Origin of the sequence: Paenibacillus sp. cl123, assembly GCF_900101595.1 — a bacterium.
Classification (GTDB): domain Bacteria; phylum Bacillota; class Bacilli; order Paenibacillales; family NBRC-103111; genus Paenibacillus_G.
Map to the genome: position 1 here is coordinate 85,402 of NZ_FMYY01000008.1, position 20,387 is coordinate 105,788.

9 protein-coding genes and 1 riboswitch are annotated in these 20,387 nt (G+C 59.2%); all 9 genes read left to right on the forward strand.

Features of this window, described 5'->3' with window-relative positions:
* The first annotated feature begins 50 nt into the window (after positions 1–50).
* The 9 genes from BLR08_RS15345 to BLR08_RS15385 all read left to right on the forward strand — a co-directional run bounded on the left by BLR08_RS15345 (position 51) and on the right by BLR08_RS15385 (position 20,293).
* Entirely contained in the window at positions 51–1,802 is a 1,752-nt protein-coding gene (locus tag BLR08_RS15345) for an ABC transporter ATP-binding protein (RefSeq protein WP_072332284.1), read from the forward strand.
* Entirely contained in the window at positions 1,789–3,579 is a 1,791-nt protein-coding gene (locus BLR08_RS15350; protein WP_072332279.1) for an ABC transporter ATP-binding protein, read from the forward strand. The genes BLR08_RS15345 and BLR08_RS15350 overlap by 14 nt, the downstream gene beginning before the upstream one ends.
* 4 nt (positions 3,580–3,583) lie before the next feature.
* Positions 3,584–4,036 carry a GNAT family N-acetyltransferase gene (locus BLR08_RS15355; protein ID WP_072332276.1) on the forward strand — a complete coding sequence of 151 codons (453 nt, stop codon included), beginning with the start codon at positions 3,584–3,586 and terminating at the stop codon, positions 4,034–4,036.
* 85 nt (positions 4,037–4,121) lie between these two features.
* A riboswitch (cobalamin riboswitch) is annotated at positions 4,122–4,329 on the forward strand.
* 170 nt (positions 4,330–4,499) lie between these two features.
* Positions 4,500–6,803: a 5-methyltetrahydropteroyltriglutamate--homocysteine S-methyltransferase gene (metE, locus tag BLR08_RS15360; RefSeq protein WP_072332273.1), complete on the forward strand. Its 2,304-nt coding sequence runs from the start codon at positions 4,500–4,502 to the stop codon at positions 6,801–6,803.
* Between the two features lie 324 nt (positions 6,804–7,127).
* Positions 7,128–9,365 carry a helix-turn-helix domain-containing protein gene (locus tag BLR08_RS15365; RefSeq protein WP_072332271.1) on the forward strand — a complete coding sequence of 746 codons (2,238 nt, stop codon included), beginning with the start codon at positions 7,128–7,130 and terminating at the stop codon, positions 9,363–9,365.
* A gap of 276 nt (positions 9,366–9,641) precedes the next feature.
* Positions 9,642–11,321, forward strand: coding sequence for an extracellular solute-binding protein (locus BLR08_RS15370; RefSeq protein ID WP_256257678.1), 1,680 nt, complete (start codon positions 9,642–9,644; stop codon positions 11,319–11,321).
* Between the two features lie 105 nt (positions 11,322–11,426).
* Positions 11,427–12,383 carry an ABC transporter permease gene (locus tag BLR08_RS15375; RefSeq protein WP_072332268.1) on the forward strand — a complete coding sequence of 319 codons (957 nt, stop codon included), beginning with the start codon at positions 11,427–11,429 and terminating at the stop codon, positions 12,381–12,383.
* A 15-nt stretch (positions 12,384–12,398) separates the two neighbouring features.
* The gene (locus BLR08_RS15380) at positions 12,399–13,277 is read left to right on the forward strand and encodes a carbohydrate ABC transporter permease (RefSeq protein ID WP_072332265.1); all 879 of its coding nucleotides are present in this window, start codon (positions 12,399–12,401) and stop codon (positions 13,275–13,277) included.
* Between the two features lie 170 nt (positions 13,278–13,447).
* The gene (locus tag BLR08_RS15385) at positions 13,448–20,293 is read left to right on the forward strand and encodes a fibronectin type III domain-containing protein (protein ID WP_072332262.1); all 6,846 of its coding nucleotides are present in this window, start codon (positions 13,448–13,450) and stop codon (positions 20,291–20,293) included.
* The last annotated feature ends 94 nt before the right edge of the window (positions 20,294–20,387 follow it).

Sequence of the window (20,387 nt, forward strand, 5' to 3'; positions counted from 1 at the left end):
GGCTTATATAGTTGCATTGCCAACTAAGATAATAGGAAGTGAATTGCTTCATGAACTCTCAGAGGCTGTTGCTCGACTACGTCAAGTCCAAGTGGCATCATTACGCGCTTGCGGTCGCGCTCATCGCGGCGGCCAACATCATTCAATCGTATTACCCGAAGCTGCTTGGCGATTTCACGGATCACCTGCAGCGGGGCGAGCTGACGCCTCCCCTGATCGTGAATTACAGCCTCAAGCTGCTTGCGGTCGGCGTGTTGTTCGGCCTGCTGGCCGGAACCGGGCAGTATGTGGTCATGCGCGCGGGCCGGTATTTCGAGTTTGTCACGCGCCGCAAGCTGTTCGAGCATTTTACCCGCTTGAGCGAAAGCTTTTATTCCAAGCATGGGGTCGGCAAAATGCTGAGCTACGTCATGAACGACGTCACCGCGATCCGCGAGTCGATCTCGATGGGCATTAACCAGACGACCAACGCCGTGATTTTGCTGATCGCAGCCGTAGCCATGATGGTGGCCAGCTCGATCCCGCTGTATCTGATCGCCGTATGCGTCGCGCCGCTGCTGATCATTCCGTTCCTCGTCGTCCGCTTCGGTCCCGTGATCCGCAAAAGATCCCTGACCGTGCAGGAGTCGCTGAGCAAAATGACGGAATCGGCCGAGGAGCAGTTCGGCGGCATCCGCGTAACGAAGAAGTTCGCGGCCGAATCGATCATGATCCGCCGCTTTGGAGAAACGGTGGACCGAATTCGGGATAACCAGCTGAGGCTTGTGCGCGTTTCCTCCTTGTTCCAAGCCTTGATCCCATTCCTGGGCGCGCTTTCACTTGTCGTTACGCTTGCTTTTGGCGGGTACTTGACGATCAAGGGAAATATTACGCTCGGGAGCTTTGTCGCGCTTACCCTGTACATCCGGATGATGGTCAATCCGCTGCAGCAGATCGGCAATGTGATCAATACGATGCAGCGCTCGAGAGCGTCGCTGGAGCGGCTTGGCGATCTGTTGAGGCGAAGCCCGGATATACTGGAGCTGGAAGGGGCACGCGAGCTGGATCTTGACCGCTCGGCGATTCGGATCAGCCGGCTGACCTTCAGCTATCCCGATTCGGAGCGGCCTTCCTTGATCGACGTGGATCTGACGGTGGAGCCGGGGCAAACGGTCGGCATCATCGGCAAAACAGGCAGCGGCAAAACGACGCTCGCCAAGCTGCTGCTGCGCGTTTATGATCCTCCTGCAGGCACGGTAAAGATCGGCGGCGTCGATATTAGGGAGCTGACGCTGGAGAGCCTGCGCAGCCAGATCGCTTATGTGCCCCAGGAGGGCTTTTTGTTCAGCACGACAATCCGCGACAATATTGCGTTTTACCGGCGGGATTCCGGCATCGACCAGGTCGAGCGGGCAGCCAAGCAAGCTCAGATCTACAGCAATATCCTTGACTTCCCCGACCGGTTCGACACGAAGCTGGGCGAGCGGGGCGTCACCTTGTCCGGCGGCCAGCGGCAGCGTACGAGTCTCGCCCGGGGGCTGATCAAAAACTCGCCGATCCTGCTGCTGGACGACAGCGTAAGCGCCGTTGACGCCGTCACCGAGAAAGCGATCATCGAGACGATCCGCAAGGAGCGGGCCGGACGGACGACCATCCTGATCGCTCATCGAATCAGTGCGCTCAAGCATGCCGATATCATCATCGTGATGGATGAGGGCAGAATCGTACAGCGGGGCACCCATGCCCAGCTGATCGCTCAGCCGGGGATCTACGCGATGCTGCACGCCATTCAGGAGGAGGGGAATCAGTATGCCGAAGGATAAAACTTCTAAAGAAGCTCCGACCAAGTACAGATCAGCCTTCCGCGTGCTGTTCTCCTACGCGAAGCCGCATCGCCGAACCTTTGCGTTGATGATCGTCTGTACGCTGCTGGCGATCGCAGCTGATCTGTTTCAGCCGTATCTGGTCAAAATTGCGATCGACGACCATCTGATGGCCGGGGATACGAATTACGTAACGCTTGTGATCATCTGTGCAATCTATCTCGGACTTTCGCTGACCGGGCTGCTGTTCACCTACCTGCAAAATAATTTGCTGCAGTATGCCGGTCAGAGCATCGTCGCCCGCATCCGCAAGGAGCTGTTCGAGCATATTACGAAGCAGTCGATGTCTTATTTCGACCGCATGCCAAGCGGCAGCCTGATCACGCATGTATCGAGCGACACGGAGACGATCAACCAGTTTTTCAATCAGGTGCTGCTGAGCTTGATCCGGGACGGCCTTACGCTTGTATTTATCATCGTGCTGATGTTCCAGCTGGACGTGGAGCTGACGCTGTACTGTCTCATTTTGCTGCCTATCATTGCCGCGATCGCGATCTCCTTCCGCTCGTATATGCGCAAGACGTATCAGATGACGCGTGCCAATCTGTCGCGGCTCGTCGCGTTCGTCGCCGAGAATCTGGCCGGGATGAATCTGATCCAGGCTTTCCATCAGGAGAAGGAGCAGCAAAGTCAATTTACGGATAAAAACCACACGTACTATCGGTCCAACCTGCGGGAAATCCGTACGAATGTGTTGTTCAACCGGTCCTTCGATATTTTGGGCAACTTGTCCGTGGCGTTCGTGACCTGGCTCGGAGGCATTGCCGTCTTCGACAAGCAGCTGGAATTCGGGGTGTTGTACGCGTTTATCACGTACATCCGCATGTTCTTCCAGCCGATCAATACGATTACCCAGCAGTGGAATACGCTGCAGTCGACTACCGTATCGGTCAGCCGGATCTGGGGGATATTCTCCGTTCAGCCTGAAGTAACCGATGCGGCCGCTCCCAAGCAGATTGCTCCCGAGACGGTCCGCGGCAAAATCGACTTCAACCGGGTGACTTTCTCGTATGTGGAGAATCAGCCCGTTATCCGCGACATCGACCTGCATATCGCTCCGGGCTCGCTGATCGGCATCGTCGGCACGACCGGCGCGGGCAAAAGCTCGCTGATCGGGCTGCTCTGCCGGTTCTACGACGTGCAGAAGGGCAGCATCAAAATCGACGGCACGGATATTCGCGACATTCCGCAGAACACCCTGCACCGGATCGTCGGTCTCGTGCAGCAGGAGCCTTACCTGTATTCGGGCTCGATCATCGATAATGTCCGGTTGTTCGACGAATCGATCTCGCGCGAAGACGTGATCCGCGCCTGTAAATTCGTCGGAGCCGACGCGGTGATCGCCAGGATGAAGGACGGCTACGACACCCGGCTCTCCGAGCGGGGGAGCGGGCTGTCGGCAGGCGAGCGGCAGATGATCTCCTTCGCCCGGATTATCGTATTCCAGCCGAAAGTGCTTATTCTCGACGAAGCGACGGCCAATCTCGATTCCTATACCGAGCAGCTGATCCAGTCCGCGCTTGCTGTCGTTTCGCAGGGGCGCACGACGCTCGTCATCGCGCACCGGCTGTCGACGATTATGCAGGCCGATCGGATACTGGTGATGCGCAGCGGCGAAATTGTCGAGCAGGGCGATCATGGCGAGCTGCTGGAGCTGCACGGCTATTATGAGCAGCTGTATAAGCATTCGCAAGGAAATATGAGGGGAGCAGGCTGAAGATATGGACATTAGAAAGCTGAAACCGGACGAACGGCCGCCGATGGAGCTGCTGCTGCTGGCCGATCCTTCGGAGGAGCTGGTGGAGGAATATATCTCGAGAGGCCGGTCCTATGTGATGGAGCGGGATGGGGAGGCCATCGGCGTTTACGTGCTGCTGCCGACCCGTCCGGGTACGGCCGAGCTGGTGAATGTTGCGGTGGCCGAATCGTTCCAGGGACAAGGCCACGGCAAAACGCTTGTCCTCCATGCGATTGGCCAAGCGAAGGCTCTCGGCTACAAGACCATCGAGGTGGGCACAGGGAGCACCGGACTCTCGCAGCTGGCGTTATACCAGAAGTGCGGTTTCCGGACGACTTGGATCGACCGGGACTTTTTCACCCGCCATTATAAGGAAAATATATACGAAAACGGGCTTCAGGTTATCGATATGGTGAGAATGTCGCTGGATTTGTAATTATATCGGAAAATTCGGAATAACTTCTTGCGCAATTACCGCCGCTCGGTTATGATGATCGTTGTATCCTTAGCGGATGTCCACAACTGAATAACGGGAAACAGGTGCTTCCCGGAGATGAATCAGTCTCCGGATAAGCTTAATAGGGAAGTTCGGTGCAAAGCCGACGCGGTCCCGCCACTGTAACAGAAGAGTCGCAGCACACATGTCACTGGTTGCAAGAGCAGCCGGGAAGACTGCTGACGATGTTGACGCTGATAGCCAGGAGACCTGCCTGTTTCGACGACACTGCATTACCTACGGGAGATAGGGAGGTGTTAGACGGCACAAACCACGAGCAATAGCGATGGCGTCTTTCCCCTTGACTTCTTTAGGGGGAGAGACGCCTTTTTTGTTTGGGTATCGACGGGGAACGGGCATACAGCCGGGAGATTCAATCACAATGGGGAGGTCATTATCGACTATGAGCAATCAAATACGGACAGGCAGCCTGGGTTATCCGCGTATCGGAGAACAGCGGGAGTGGAAAAAAGCCTTGGAAGCATTCTGGGCGGGAAAGACGGACGAGCAGACGCTGACAGCGGAGATGGAGGCGATCCGTCTCGGCCAGCTGCGCCGTCAGCAGGAGAAGGGGCTCGATTTCATACCGGTTAACGACTTTACTTACTATGACCATATGCTGGATATGGCCGTTATGTTCGGCATCGTTCCAGCCCGCTACGGTCATTCAGGGGGACCGGTTTCACTGGCAACGTATTTCGCTATGGCGCGGGGCAGCGCTCAGGCGGTTGCCAGCGAGATGACCAAATGGTTCAACACCAACTACCACTATATCGTGCCGGAAGTAGGCGATCTCCAGCCTTACCTGGCCGAGAACAAGCCGCTGGCCGCCTACCGGTTCGCCAAGCAACGAGCCGGCATCGAAGGGCGTCCGGTCATCGTCGGGCCGTATACTTTCCTTAAGCTGTCCAAGGGCTTCGCCGCATCCAGGCTGGCGGAGAAGGCGGACCAATTCCTGCCGCTCTATGTTCAACTGCTGCAGGAGCTCGAACAGGAGGGCGTGCAGTGGGTGCAGATCGATGAGCCGGCGCTTGTCAAGGATATGAAGGCCGAGGAACTGGAGCTCGTCGAGCGCATCTATGCCGGGCTGCGCGCTCAAGTGCCGGGACTGCGCATCCTGCTGCAAACCTACTTCGAAGCGGTCGATCATTTCGACCGCGTGACCGCCTTGCCGGTGGATGCCATTGGCCTGGACTTTGTCCACGACCGGGGCAGGCACCTGGAGGCGCTGGAGCGCCATGGCTGGCCGCAGGACAAGCAGCTCGCTGCCGGCATCATCGACGGGCGCAATGTATGGCGCTCCGATCTGGACGCCAAGCTAGAGCTGATCGACCGGCTGTCCGCTTATGTTCCTGCGGACCGTCTGATTGTCCAGCCGTCCTCCAGCCTGCTCCATGTGCCGGTGACCGTGGACCGGGAGGACAAGCTCCAGCCTGAGATCAAGGACGCGCTTGCCTTCGCCGACCAGAAGCTGGACGAGCTGGCTTTGCTGGCGAGAGCGCAACGCGAGGGCCGCGAGGCGGCAGCCGGCGAGCTGGCTGCCGCCCGCGACGCGCTGTCCCGCTTCCGTGCCCTCCCCGAGCGGAACAGGGCGGATGTAGCCGAGCGTCTGGCGGGCATCGATCAAGCGGCCGACACGCGCAGCCAGCCGTTCGCCGAGCGGTTCAAGGCGCAGCAGGAGAAATGGCGGCTTCCGCTGCTGCCGACCACGACGATCGGCAGCTTCCCGCAGACGAAGGAAGTGCGCCAAGCCCGCCAGCAGTGGCGCAAGGGCAGCTTGGACGATGCCGCCTACGAGGCATTCGTCAACCAGGAGATCGAAAGCTGCATCCGGCTGCAGGAAGAAATCGGCATTGACGTGCTGGTGCACGGCGAATTCGAGCGTACGGATATGGTCGAATTTTTCGGCGAGAAGCTGGCCGGATTTTTCTTCACCGCCAATGGCTGGGTGCAATCGTACGGCTCCCGCTGCGTGAAGCCGCCGGTGATCTATGCTGACGTGGCTTTCGTGGAACCGATGACGGTCCGGGAAAGCGCCTATGCGCAGTCGTTGACGTCACGGCCGGTCAAAGGAATGCTGACCGGGCCGGTTACCATTCTGAACTGGTCCTTCGTCCGCGACGATATGAGCCGCGAGCAGGTGACGAATCAGATCGCGCTTGCGCTCCGTCACGAGGTGGAAGCGCTGCAGAGCGCCGGCATCGAGATGATTCAGGTGGACGAGCCTGCCGTCCGCGAAGGCTTGCCGCTGAAAGGCAGCGACCATGAGCATTACTTGAACTGGGCGGTCCGCTCGTTCCGCATCGCAACCTCCACGGTGCGCGATACGACGCAAATCCACACGCACATGTGCTATTGCGAGTTCCATGATATGATCGATTCGATCCGGGCGATGGATGCCGATGTCATCTCGATCGAAACGTCGCGCAGCCACGGCGAGCTGATCGAAAGCTTCGAGCTGCAGGGCTACGACCACGGCATCGGCCTGGGCGTGTACGATATCCACAGCCCGCGCGTACCGGATGTCAAGGAAATGACGGATATGATCGACCGCGCCCTGCATGCGCTGGACGCCCGGCTGTTCTGGATCAATCCGGACTGCGGCCTCAAGACGCGCGGCTGGCCGGAGACGGAGCAGTCGCTGCGCAACATGGTGCAGGCCGCTCTGACCGCCCGCGAGCAGCTTCAGTCGGTGCAGGCGAAGTAAGCTCTTTTCCTCGGGGGAATCCGGCTGCAAAGGCTGCCGCTACCGCTGTTTCAACTCCCTGTCGGCGCTTCGGTATGGACAAGGGGGCCATTTCTCCCCGGGACCGAAAGCAAGAGCCATAGGTGGAGATCATCAAGGACCTGGCCGATTTTGCCGACAGCTTCACAGAAGCTGTTGACAAACGGTCAGGTCTTTTTTGTGGCATATATGGCTTTACAGCAGCAGATAACACGTGTTAATATTCGTCGCATAGGGCAAAAAAGCGGAGCAGGCTGTTTTCTCGCGACTGGATGCCGAAGACGGTTGCCCGCGAAAGGAGACATCATGAAGAAGACCTGGTTTTATCGGCTGCTGTTCTCCTATTTTCCGATTTTTTTCAGCCTGACCTCGATCCTCGTTCTCGTTACCTTCCTGCTTCTGAGCGAGATGTCCCAGCGGGAGACGGCCAACGGGAATCAGCAGCTCGTCCGCCATCTGATGCAGCTGATCGACTATTCATTAAAAGAAACGGACAGCGCGCTCATCAAGGAGCTGGAAACCGACGAGAAGCTGAGGGGTTTCTTTCAAGGAGAGGGCGCAATCTCTTATTTCGATACCTATGAAATATCCAAACGGATTCATCAGATGGGGGGACCCGACAGCCTGATCGATTCGATCTATTTGTACCGTTATGCGGATAACATGGTGCTGAGCACGAACACGTTCATGCCGCTCGAACGGTTCGGAGACCGGGAGTTTGCGGCCGGACGGGCGGACAGGGGGATGCTCTACGAGCTGTCGGGGCCGCGTACGTATATGGAATTTCAGGATCAGGAGCGTTACCCGGCATCCGTCGTCTCGATGGTGCGCAAATATCCGCTGCTGCAGGGCGGGCAAGGGCTGGTTGTCGTCAATATCAGCTTGGCCAAAATCGGCAAGCGGCTCGAAGAGCTGACCGGTCCGGGCAGCTTCGTCGAGATTCGCGATGCCGGCGGCGCTGTCATCGCGGGGCCAGGGGGAACCGGCGAGAAATTGCCGGGGTCGACGTTATCCCGGCTCAGCTCGGATTATACGGGCTGGTCGTATACAGGCGGCGTGCATGACGATAATGTGTTCAAGTATGTGTCTCTGTTCTCCTATGTATGGATCGCGGCCAGCCTGATTGTGGTAATCGTCGGCACGGTATGGATGACCTATGTCACCCGCAGGAATTACAAACCGATCGAGGAAATTATGGACCGGATTCAGCTGTATTCGCAGAGCCGCAGCTCCAAGCTGTCCCGCAAGGGGCAGGATGAATTCAAATTCATCGAGCAGGCGCTGGACAGTTTGATCGACCAGTCGAATACGTATCAGAAAATGCATGAGGAAGATTCCATTTACCGCCGCCGGCATTTTTTTACGGAGCTGCTGGAAGGGAACCGGGCGATCGACCGGGAGGAATGGGAGCGGGAAACGAAGCGTTTCGATCAGCCGGGCGCATTCCGCACGCTAGCCGTTGCCATCTATGAAATCGACAAGTATCCGGCCGTGCAGTCCAGCTATTCGCAGCGGGATTTGTATTTGCTGAAATTCGTGCTGAACAGCGTGGTCAAGGAGCTGGCCGAAACCCATCGGGTCACGGTCTGGACAGAATGGACGGCCCAGCATCAGCTGACCGCTTTGTATCAGAACGCCCGCGAGGCGGACGAGGCGGAGGATGCGCTGCTAAGAGTCACCGGCGAGGCGCAGGCTTGGGTGAAGGACAATTTGGAGTTTACGGTAACGGTCGGACTCGGTTCCGCTGTAGACGATACGCTTCAGGTGCCGGAGACGTACGTGCAGGCCCGGCAGGCGTTGGATTTCAAGGCCAGCGCAGGACCGAACCGGGTCATTTCCTACCGGGATGCGCAGTCCGGCAACGGCGAGCTTTACCGGCAGCTTCCGCTGATCCGCAGCTTTGCCCGGGCATTCCGGACGGGGGATGAAAATTGGCGGGAGATGTTCCAGTCGGTGTTCCGGGAAGTGCGCGTCCAGCGTCTGCCCAGGGAGGAGCTGGTGCAGGTGCTGGGCACGTTCATCGATCATTTGTACCGCGAGATGGTGGAGCTTCCGCCTGATATGCAGGACGTATGGAAGAACGAGATCGTCGGAAAGCTGAATGAGCTGAGGGATACGTTCGACTGGAGCGGGGAGATGGAAAGCCGGTTCGCCGCCATATTGGAGGAGTTCAGCGGCAGGCTGCGGGAGCAGCAGGAAAGCCGCAGCCACTACAAGCTGATCTGCGAGGTGAAAGACTATATCGACCGCGAGTACGCGAACCCGGACCTTTCACTGAACCAGTTGTGCGAGAAGTTCGGGATGAACGGCAAATATGTAAGCCGTCTGTTTAAGGAAACGTTTGGCGAGAAGCTGGTCGATTATCTGGTCGGCGTCCGGATAGCCCAAAGCCGACGGCTGCTGGAGGAAACCTCCTTGTCGCTTAAGCAGATCGCCGCCGAGGTTGGTTATCTCCACGATATTTCGTATATCCGGGCCTTTAAGAAGGTCATGGGCACAACGCCGGGCGATTACCGCAAAAGCTATGAGAAAAGCGTCCTTTGACGGCCGGGTACGGGGGGCGCTTTCCCTATGTACCGTAACGCGACGGTTCGATTCGACTGACTAGTCCACATACGATAAAAGGCTCCCGTTCTCCTTGCTGCGGCGGGCCTTTTTGCCATTTGGTCCATGGCTGAATTCCGGTTAGCCGGGTCGTTTTGGCCAATCGGTTAGTTGAGCGAAACATGTAAATTGCTCGAAATCGAAGGCCTGCGGTATAGTGCAATCAGGACGGCGGGCTGTACAACGATCACGATAAACGAGGGGAGCTTAATCGAAATGAGCATGAACAAGAAAAGGCAGCGCAGCATTCTAAAAGCAGGCATGACGGCGCTTGCGCTGACTGGAGTCATCGTCGCAGGCTGCAGCGCGGAGCCCAAAACTCCGGACGCTGCCGGGTCCAAGCCGCAGGGGCAAGGAGAGAAAGCGCAAACGCCGGAAGCGCGGGGCAGCATCACCGTTTCCATGTATGAGCGCAACAATATACCGCCGGAGGAAGGGAACTGGGACAAAAACCGCTGGACAGAGTGGGTCAACAAGCAGGGACCGGTTGATGTGAAATATATTACGGTGCCCCGCTGGGAATCGCTGCAGAAGTTCAACGCCCTGTTCGCGACTAACTCGGCGCCCGACCTGATTCTGGAGTACGATACCGGTTACCGCAACCAATGGTACGCGCAGAAGCTGCTTATGCCGCTTGATGAGGTCATCGAGCAGCACAGCACCACGTACAAAGAGCTGATGAAGCAGTTCCCGCAGCTGAAGAAGCTGGGCACGAAAGATGACGGCAAGCTTTATGAGATCGGCAAGGTTACGCCGCTGAATGCGAACCACCGGATTTATATCCGCGAGGATTGGCTGCAGAAGCTCAACCTGCCGATGCCGGCGACGACGGAGGAGCTGCTGCAGACAGCGAAGGCGTTCGCATCTCAGGACCCGGACGGCAATGGCAAGGCTGACACGTTCGGCTTGAATCTGAGCGGCAACGGGGTTTCGATCCTGCAGCACATGTTCGGATTCGGCGAGGTTCAGTGGCGCTTCGAGGGCGACAAGTTTATTCACGAGTGGGACCGTCTGAAAGCTGCGACGGCGTTCCAGAAGCAATTGTTCGATGCGGGCGCAGTCGACAAAGATTTTCTTGCAGACAAAAACGGCGAGAAAGCGAAGCAGGACTTCATGTCAGGCAAGCTTGGCATGTATCTGCATCAGGAGCTGACTGACAAGGATTACGACGCGCTGAAGAAAAATGATGCGAAGGCGAAGCTGGCTATGCTGCCTCTGCCCAAGTCCGAATTCGGACAGTTTAGTCCGGTTGTGAGCAGCCCGATCCAGATGGTCGGAGCGATCAACGCGGGAGCGAAAAATCCGAAGGCCGTTATGCAGTATATTGACTTCATGATTAAGCCGGAGACGGCGCGTACGCTGGAGAACGGCCAGGAGGGCGTCCACTGGAGCAAAAATGAAGCAGGCTGCCCGAAGCCGATCGACGTCGAAAAAAATAAAAAGGAAATATCGTATACCGCTGATATGCGGATGATGTCGTCGTTGCTCCTGCTGGGCAAATGCTCGTTCCTGGAGCAGCGCGCCGGCGATACGGACACGCAAAAAACGCTGCGCCAGTTGGCGCTGGACGCCAATCAGGCCTATGTCAGCAAGGATCGTCCGATTCCGACGCTGAAGCCTGAATATTTGCCGGTGCTGCCTCAGGACCTGGCGCTTATCGTGAAAAATACCGAACAGCAGATAAAGGATGCATGGATGAAGGCTGTTGTGAGCGGGGCCGGCTATACGGCGGATCAGGCGGAGAAGGATACGAAAAGCATCTGGGAGAAGTCCGGCGGGCTGCGCGTCGATGAATTTTACGCCAAATGGTATGAGGCAAATAAAGCGAACGCCTTTCTGCTGAAGGACCTGTACCAGTTCGGGGAAGATGCGGTGAAGCTGTACGGCAATAAATAAAGGCCAGTGATAGGGACAGGTCCGGTCGGCTGGGGCGAACGGACCTGTTGCCGTTCAAATCTTAGAGAATATGCGCTCAGGGCGGAGAGGAGAAGGAGAGACCTTATGAAAATACATGAAACGGCAGCCAACGATTTCAAGGAAAACATCCTGGTCCTTCGGACGCGCAGCCGCAGCCGGTTTCGCCGCAATGTGCCGCTGTTGCTGATGTTTATTCCCGTCATTGTTTTCTTCGTGCTGTTCCGCTATGTGCCGATGCTGGGCAATGTCATCGCCTTCAAGCATTACAATTTGATGCAGGGCATATGGGGAAGCCCTTGGGCGGGGCTGGACTATTTCCGGATGATGTTTTCCAATCCGCAGTCGCTCGACATTATTCGCAATACCTTCGTGCTGAGCCTGCTCAAGATCGTGATCGGATTCCCGTTCCCGATCCTGATCGCGGTCATGCTGAACGAGGTTCGCCGGTCATGGTTCAAGCGCTCGGTGCAGACGCTGCTGTATTTGCCCCATTTTTTCTCCTGGGTCATCGTCGGCGGCATCGCCGTTACGCTGTTCGGCTCGCAGGCAGGTGCGGTGAATGCGGTTATCGCGTATTTCGGCGGGGAGCCGGTCCGCTTTCTGTATCAGACGGGCTCCTGGCTGGCGATTTTTTTCGGCTCGGGCATCTGGAAGGAAGCGGGCTTCTCGGCCATTATTTACTTGGCGGCGATCAGCTCGATCGATCCTTCGCTGTATGAAGCGGCCAGCATCGATGGCGCAAGCAAGATCAAGCAGGTCGGTTACGTCACCTTGCCGGGCATTCTCCCGGTGATGACGCTGATGCTCATCCTGTCCATGGGCAGCGTGATGGAAGTTGGCTTCGATCAGGTGTACAACCTGCAGAACGCGGTCGTGTCCGACGTGTCGAGCGTCATCAGCACCTATATTTATACGGTCGGGATTCAAGGCGGGATGTACAGCATGACGACCGCGATGGGGCTGTTCGAGGCCGTTATCGGCCTTGTGCTGGTTATCGGCGCCAATCGTCTCGCCAAGCTGTTCGACCAGTCGCTATGGTAAAGGAGGCGAACGTTTATGAAGCTTTCGCGCAGTGAGAAATGGTTCTATGCCGTCAATGATACGCTTTTGTTTATCGCAGGCGTAAGCTGCCTCATTCCTTTGCTGAATCTGGCGTCGATTTCGCTCAGCGAATACGAAGCCGTCGCAGCGGGAAGGGTCGGGATATGGCCAGTCGGTTTTTCGCTCGAATCCTACAGGATGCTGATCGAAGGCACGCCGATTATGCGCACATTCCGCAACAGCCTGGTCATTACCGGCTTCGGAATCGTGTTCAGCATGCTGTTTACGATTCTGGCCGCTTACCCGCTGTCCAAAGGGCATTTCTATGCGCGCCGGTTTTTCACCCTGGCCATCGTGTTCACGATGCTGTTCGGCATCCAGGCGATTCCGGCCTTCCTCGTCAACCGCGGACTCGGTATCGTCGACACGTATTGGGCGCTGTGGCTGCCGGGCTTGGTCAGCGCCTACAATATGCTCGTGCTGAAAGCGTTTTTCGAGCAAATTCCGGAAGAGATGAATGAAGCTGCCCAGATCGACGGGTGCAGCGAGTGGCGGCTGCTGTGGCAGATTGTGCTGCCGCTGTCCATGCCGGTGCTGGCGACGCTGACGCTGTTCTATGGCGTCGGGTATTGGAACTCGTTCCAAAGCGTGTTGATTAATATCAACGACTCATCCAAATTCAATCTGGCCGTCCTGGTCCAAAATATGGTGGCCAACCAGTCGCTGCTGCAGAATCTGAACAATGTCCAGCCGCAGGAGGCCGAGGAGATGCTGACGCCGGAATCCATCCGGTCCGCAGGCATTATAGTCATGCTGCTGCCTTTGCTGGCGGTGTATCCGTTCCTGCAGAAATATTTTGTCAAGGGCGTGCTGATCGGGGCAGTGAAGGGGTGAGCGTCGAGGAGGGTCTGAGCGGCTCGTTCGGGTAAGCCGACCTGGAGCAGCGGCCCGTCTGCGGGCTGCCCAAGGGCTGGAAAGGAGGTGAGGGGCTCCGCCAAGCGGCGGAATCACGAAACAAATCGAATCATCGGCCCCGACAAATGCTCGAGAGGAGAGTGTCATTGATGTGGAAAAAAATGCATCGCACGGCGGCCAGACTGCTCGTCGGCTCGCTGCTCGCCGGACTGCTGCCGCTTCAGGCCGTCCCGGCTCTGGCCGCAGATACGCAGCCGCCGGGAACTCCGGCTAACCTGGAATCGGTCTGGCGGACAGAAGCGTCCGCGCAGCTGACCTGGTCGGTCCCGGCGGACGATACCGGTGTGACCGGCTATGACGTTTACCGGGACGGGGCGCTGGAGGCAAGCGTCAGCGGAGCTCCGCTGTACCGGGCGGAGGGACTGAACCCCGGGACGGATTACGTTTTCACCGTGAGGGCCAAGGATGCGGCCGGTAACGTGTCGGCCCCCAGCACGCCGGTCACCGTGAATCTGGATGAGCTGGACCGGGGACTCTGGACGGTCAGCGCTTCGCATAATAGCGGAAGCGCTGCACGGATGGCGATCGACGCGCTGCCGTCCTCCCGCTGGACCAGCGGCGCGAATCAGGCGTCCGGCATGTGGTTTCAGATCGATACCGGACCCGGAGCGAAGTCGTACCACAAGCTGGTCATCGACGCGACCGGCTACAGCGGCGATTACGCCCGCGGATATTCGGTAGCCGTATCCGAGGATGGGGAAAACTGGAGCAGCCCGATCGCTTCCGGCAACGGCAGCGTACTGATCCAGGCCGATTTTGCCGAGCAGACGGCCCGTTATCTGCGCATTACGCTGACCAAGGGAGTCGGTAATTATTGGTCGATTCAAAACTTAAAGCTGTTCGGTTCCCATACGGATGACCTCGAAGCGCCGGCTGCGCCGGGTGGCCCTGCCGCAGCTTCCGTAACGGATACGGAGGCATCGCTGACCTGGAGCCCCAGCGCCGACAATGTAGCTGTGCTCGGGTATGAGGTGTACGCCGGCGCCGAATATGCCGGCTTCACCCGCCAGCCGGCGTTAACGCTGAAAGGGCTGGCTCCCCGGACCGCCTACACGTATCAGATAAGGGCTGTCGATATGGCTGGGCATAAGTCGTCCTACAGCGAGCCGGTCGCTTTCACCACACAAGGCGCGCTGGAACGCGCATTGTGGTCGATCACCGCTTCGCATGGCGCAGCCAGCGTTTATTCGGCCATTGATGGCAGCGCTTCCACGAGATGGTCGAGCGGTGCGGCGCAGGCGGCGGGCATGTGGCTGCAGCTCGACACGGGCCCGGGAGGCAAAGCCTATAACAAGCTGCTGCTGAATGCGACAGGGTCCAATGGCGATTACCCGCGCGAGTTTCAGTTGACCGTTTCGGAGGATGGCGAGAGCTGGAGCGCCCCGATCGGGACCTTTACCGGAACTTCGGCTATGGTCCAGGCCGTTTTCCCGGAGCAGACGGCGCGCTTCGTCCGCCTGACGCTGACGAAAGGGGTCGGCAGCTACTGGTCGGTCCATGAGCTGAACCTATACGGACTGCCGGAGCCGGATGAGAACCCGCCGACGACGCCGGGAAACCTCACCGTTAAAAAAGTTCTGGATACCCAGTTCGACGCGTCGTGGGACGCTTCCACGGACGATATCGGCGTAGCGGGCTACAACATCTACCTCGATTCGGTCAAGGTCGTCTCCACGACTCCGGCCGTTCGCGCCCACCGCTTCACCGGCCTGACCCCTAATACGGCTTATTCGCTTGTTGTGAAGGCAAGGGACGTATACGGCAACGAATCCGCTCCTGCGGCTCTGACAGTCACAACCCAGCCGGTCATGGAGCTGCCGCTGATCGCGAAATACGAGATGGAGCCGCAGGCTTCGGACCCTGCCGCGATCTGGAGCACGCACCGTCCGGAGCAGCCGGAGAAGGCCGGTTCTTTCCAAGCGCCGGCCGCTTACGCGCCGGGCCGTCCAGGCAGCGGGCAGGCGCTTGTGCTGAGCGGGAGCGATCAGGCGACGATCACCCAGCCGGGCCGGCTGAACCGCATATCGTCCGCTTTTACGATATCGGCCTGGATCAAGCCGGATGATCTGAACGGCTACCAGCCCATCGCCTCCAAGCGGGATGCCAACTGGAAAGGTACGACCTTTTATCTTGGCCTTCAGGGCAACAAGCTTTATTTCGGCTCCGACTATGGCGAGAAATGGTACAACTGGTCATTCGCAGCTCCGGAGCTGGCGGCGGGCCAGTGGTCCCACGTGGCCGCCGTCTTCGAGAAATACGAAGGGGCATGGCTTTATGTAAACGGCAAGCTGGTCGGCCAGGTGCCGGCGGGCAGCGTATTTACGGATCTGCTGCCCAATGAGCTGCCGGTTATGCTGGGAACGGAATGGCACTTCGACAACACCACCCGCACGATGGTCAAGTACGGCTACCGGGGAGCGGTCGATTCGCTGCGGATGTATGCCGCGCCGCTCACGCAAGCCCAGATTCAAGCGGATATGAACAATACGATTATGACGCGTCCCGCAGCCGACAGCGACTTCACCGCTCCGACCAAATACACCACGCTGCGGCTGGTTCGCTTCGATACGCCGACGGGGCTGTTTACGAAGGGCAGCGCCAAGATTCATCAGAACGCCGCCCGTCGAGAGGGACCGGACGCGGTCGATTGGCCGCGGGTTCAGCTGCATATTCCGCAGGATAATGGCGCCGGGACGGTTCGGACCGTCGAGCCGTTCGCATCCGGCCCGGAATATAAAACGGAGCTGCTGCTTCAGCAGCCGCCCGCCAACATGTCCATCGTGCAGCAGCCGTATGACAATGTGCTGTCGCCCGGCAATCACTGGCTCCGGGGAGTTGCCTGGCGCTGGGGGCAGACGAATGTGTATACGACGGACCGGACCGCGCGCAGCTGGACATGGGATTACGAGCTGTGGACCTTTCCCGTCAAAATTGCCGGCGCTTCCGCCGGCGCGGTCCGCAGCGTTATCCTGAAAAACGACGGCCAAGAAATCTATAACAGCGGGACGCGGACGCTGGATTCCCTGACCCTGCTCCTGCCGCAAAATGAAAGCGGCAAGCCTTACGAGCTATGGGTGGACGGCCGGGGGCCGGTGCGATTCGATGCGGGTCTGGCGCCGATCGTTCCCGGAGATCCGAAGGATATTCCGCTGCAGATCGATCTAACGGTACCGGGGCCGGGCCCGGCGATTACGGTAACCGGCATGGACGGTCCCGAGACGTTCCCGCATGAGGCGGCATGGAACGCCGATGTGCAGGCGCTGTCCGGAGCGAAGCCGCCGGCGCCGGCTTTTGAGCCTGACCCTTCCGCTGCCGCTCCGATCTCGCGGCATGTCGGAACGGCGGTGCCGCGCTCGCCGGAGTCGGTCAACTTCGTCTATTTGCCCCACGGGATGAGCTCGGGCAGTTACTATCACTCCGAGCACAGCGAGATTGCCCGGCAATATGCAAGCGTCGGCACTGTGGATCAATATGCCGATTACGTAGCGGATACCGGCTATGACCGGGTATATGAATTCAGTACGTTTGCGGACCCGGCAGCTGCCGGCAGTCACGAGCATATGGCCCAAGCGCTGGCGGAAAGGGGCGTGCAGCTCGGGCTCATTCCCCGGACGGACTGGGATGTGATTAGTACGTCAAGCCAGAATTTGCCGTTCTACAGCTCTTATATCGCCGACTATCACGCTCCGCTGTACCGGGAGCTCCAGCTCGGCCTTCAGCGGCTGAGCCGCTACCCCAATGTGGCGGGAATCAGCCTGGGCGCGGATAACGCCGCCTACGCCCAATACTGGGACTGGGCGCCGCCGCATCCGAACCGGCCGTGGGGCCGGGCGTTCGCGCCCTTCCAGACCGGGGCCGGCGAGCCGCTGACGACGCCGATCGCGCCAAGCCTGCAGGGACAATATTCGCTGAAAACACATGAATATTGGGCGGGCAGCGTGAGACCGTTCCTTGACTACATCGGGCGGTACAACGAGACGTTCAGGGAGTACGGATATTTTGCGCGAGCCGCTGCCGAGGTAAACGCCGCCTACACGACGACAACCGGATCGTACGGAAGCTCGCCCGGAGTTGGCGGACGGGGCGGCTGGCTGTGGGCGACTATTCCCGGCAAGGAGATGCACGAGCAGCTGCCTGTCCAGACGGCTTACGACTGGAATGAGCTGAATGCCTCCAAGCCGCTCCATGCGGTGTCGCTGATCGACAAGCTGCGGAGCTATGCGCCGAATAAGCCGACCTGGGCGATTCAGGACGATTTTTCTCTCTTCTTCGGCAAGGCCGACCGCGAGAAGACGTACGCGATGACCTTGACGCGGGGCATCCAGGCGATCGGCACCAATGTGCTTCCCAACGACCGGGGGCCGCTCGCCCATCCGCAGATGATCGGCGAACAGAAAGAGCTGTACGCCTGGATTCACAAGTACGGCGGGGCGTACGCGCTGACGGAGCCGACCCCTTCGATCGGCATCATGTATGTGAACGATCAGGCGCTGCTGCGGGGAATTGTCGGAGGCGAAAGCCCGTCGGAGGAGCAGCTGCTGCAGGGCTCCCATGAGGGCAAAGTTTCGGAGGCGCTGTTCCTGACGCATGCGGCCGGCTGGCCGTCCAAGATCATCACGCCGGAGGAATTGAAGCGAGGGCTGCCCTCCTCGATCAAGGCGATTCTGTTAGTCGGTCTGAACGAATTCGATGCAAGCTGGCACTGGTATGACGGGCTCGTGTCGGAGCTGCAAAGCTTCGTCGATCAGGGAGGACGTATCCTGAAGGACAGCGAATCCGTATCTCCCGTGGCTTCCGCCGAGACGGGGATGCAGGTGGCGTCTTATGTGATCCAGAGCAATACGGATCAGACGAACCTGCTCTTAAGCCGCAATACGGCCAATATCGCCAAGCTGCGGACAGCGATGGCCGGCGTGCCGAAGCCAGCGGCTTACTCGGACAGCAGCACGGTATGGGCCGTGCCGACCCGGGCCGGCGACACGGAGTACGTTACCGTGCTAAATGAACGGCATGATGCGGCGGCAGGTGAAAGCCAGCATTTGCTCGGCCAGACCGCGGCGCTGCAGTGGAATACGGCAAGGCCGATCTACGATGTCCGGCAGGGCCGCAAGCTGACGCCAGCCGAGGCTGCGCAGGTCGACCTGCAGACGAACGGCTTCCAATGGTATGCCCTCCCGCCGGCCGAGGTGACGGCTCCGGGGCTGACGGTAACGGAGGCGGAGTCCGGCTTCTACGAGGCGTTCGCGACGATCCGCAATCCGGAGGCGATGGCCGGCATCCCGCTTGAACTGACGGTCACCCATACGGTTAGCGGAGACTCGGCAACCGTGTATACGGCGACTGGCTTGAGCGCCAAGCTGCCCTTGCACAAACAGGACGCTCCCGGCATTTACACCGTGAAGGCGAAGGAGCTGCTCAGCGGCTTGGAAACAACCGTCGAAGTCAACGTTTTGTCCGCAGCCGCCGATCCTGAGCCTGCGGTCCGGCTGCACAAGCCGGAGCATATCCGGGCATTCGCCGCTCGCTCCGAGGTGCCGCTGACGATCGCGCTGACAGCGGCGCAGCAAGCCGATCCTGCCATCTCCGCTCAGGCGGAGCGGCTGGTGCAGCATTTTGCGCAGCAGGGACGGGACGTAGCGCTCGGGCTCGCGGAGCCAGGCGGGGTGGTGAAGAGCTTGCAGACCTATAAGTCCATGACCTCCTATCCGCAGTGGCTGACGTTGGACTCGGATCTGGTGCTGCTGGGCACTTCCTCCACCAACGTGCTGCTCCTTGATCAAGCCCGGGGTTATCTGCTGCCGGAGCATGGAACGGGGATCACGGCAGGCCATGCTGCGGTCAGTCTGGCGAATTCTCCCTTTGTTGGGGAACGTCATGCGCTGAATATCGTAGCGGCCGACGCGGGCGGCGTGACAGCCGCCGTAGACGCCCTGCTTGGACTTGCGCCGCCTGGGCCCGGCATCGTTAAGCTGGCCGGCGTAACGCGGGCAACGCCAACGTCCGTCGCCTTGTCCTGGGCCGCCGATCCGGAGGCTGCGGAGTACCGGGTAGAGCGGCGCAGCGGAGGAAGCTCCGCTTGGCAGACCGCTGCGGCTTCCGTAGCGGGGACGGCTTATACGGACGAGGGACTTGCTCCCGGCGTGTTCTATACGTACCGGATCACAGCCGTCAACGGGTCCGGTCAAGGCCCGGCCGGCGATCCGCTTTACGTCGTAACTCCCGGCGGTGCTGCATCTGCCGATACGGCGCCGCCAACGGCACCCGGGGAGCTGTCCGTACTCGGGCGGACGGCAAACAGCGTCAGTCTCGGCTGGACCGCCTCCAGCGACAATATCGGAGTGGCCGGCTACGACGTTTACCAGGGCGCGCTCAGGCTGAATGAGCAGACGGTGACGGGGGTCACCTACACGGTATACGGACTGCTTCCGGCTACGTCGTATACCTTTACGGTAAAAGCGAGGGATGCGGCGGGCAATGAATCGCCAAGCTCCATGTCCGTCACGGCAGCGACCTATGCCGAGCCGGGGGGAGCGCCCTACAAGCTGGAGCGGACAGGGTGGACGGCTTCAGCCTCCCACCAGCCCGCCAAAGCTGCGAACGCTGTGGACGGCAAACCGTCCACCCGCTGGGACACGGGGGTTCATCAAGTCAGCGGACAATGGTTTCAGCTCGACCTCGGCGGCTTGCGCACATTCAATGGCCTCGAAGCGGATACTGCCGGCAGTGCCTATGACTATCCGCGCAGCTATGAAGTTTATGTCTCGGCAGACGGCGTGAATTGGGGGACGCCTGCCGCCGCCGGCGCAGGCAAAGCGCTGCTGACTGTCCGGTTTCCTGCACAGACGGCCCGTTACGTCAAACTGGTGCAGACCGGCGCAGCGGGCAATTTCTGGTCGATCCACGAGCTGAACCTTTTGGAGTTTCCGCCGTTGTGAAGCCGCTTGTCCGGCTGTGCATGATGACGCGGTCAGCTGTTTATCCCTGTGCAAGTTTCGAAAGGAGTTCCCGCCCGGCGGGAGCTCCTTTTCG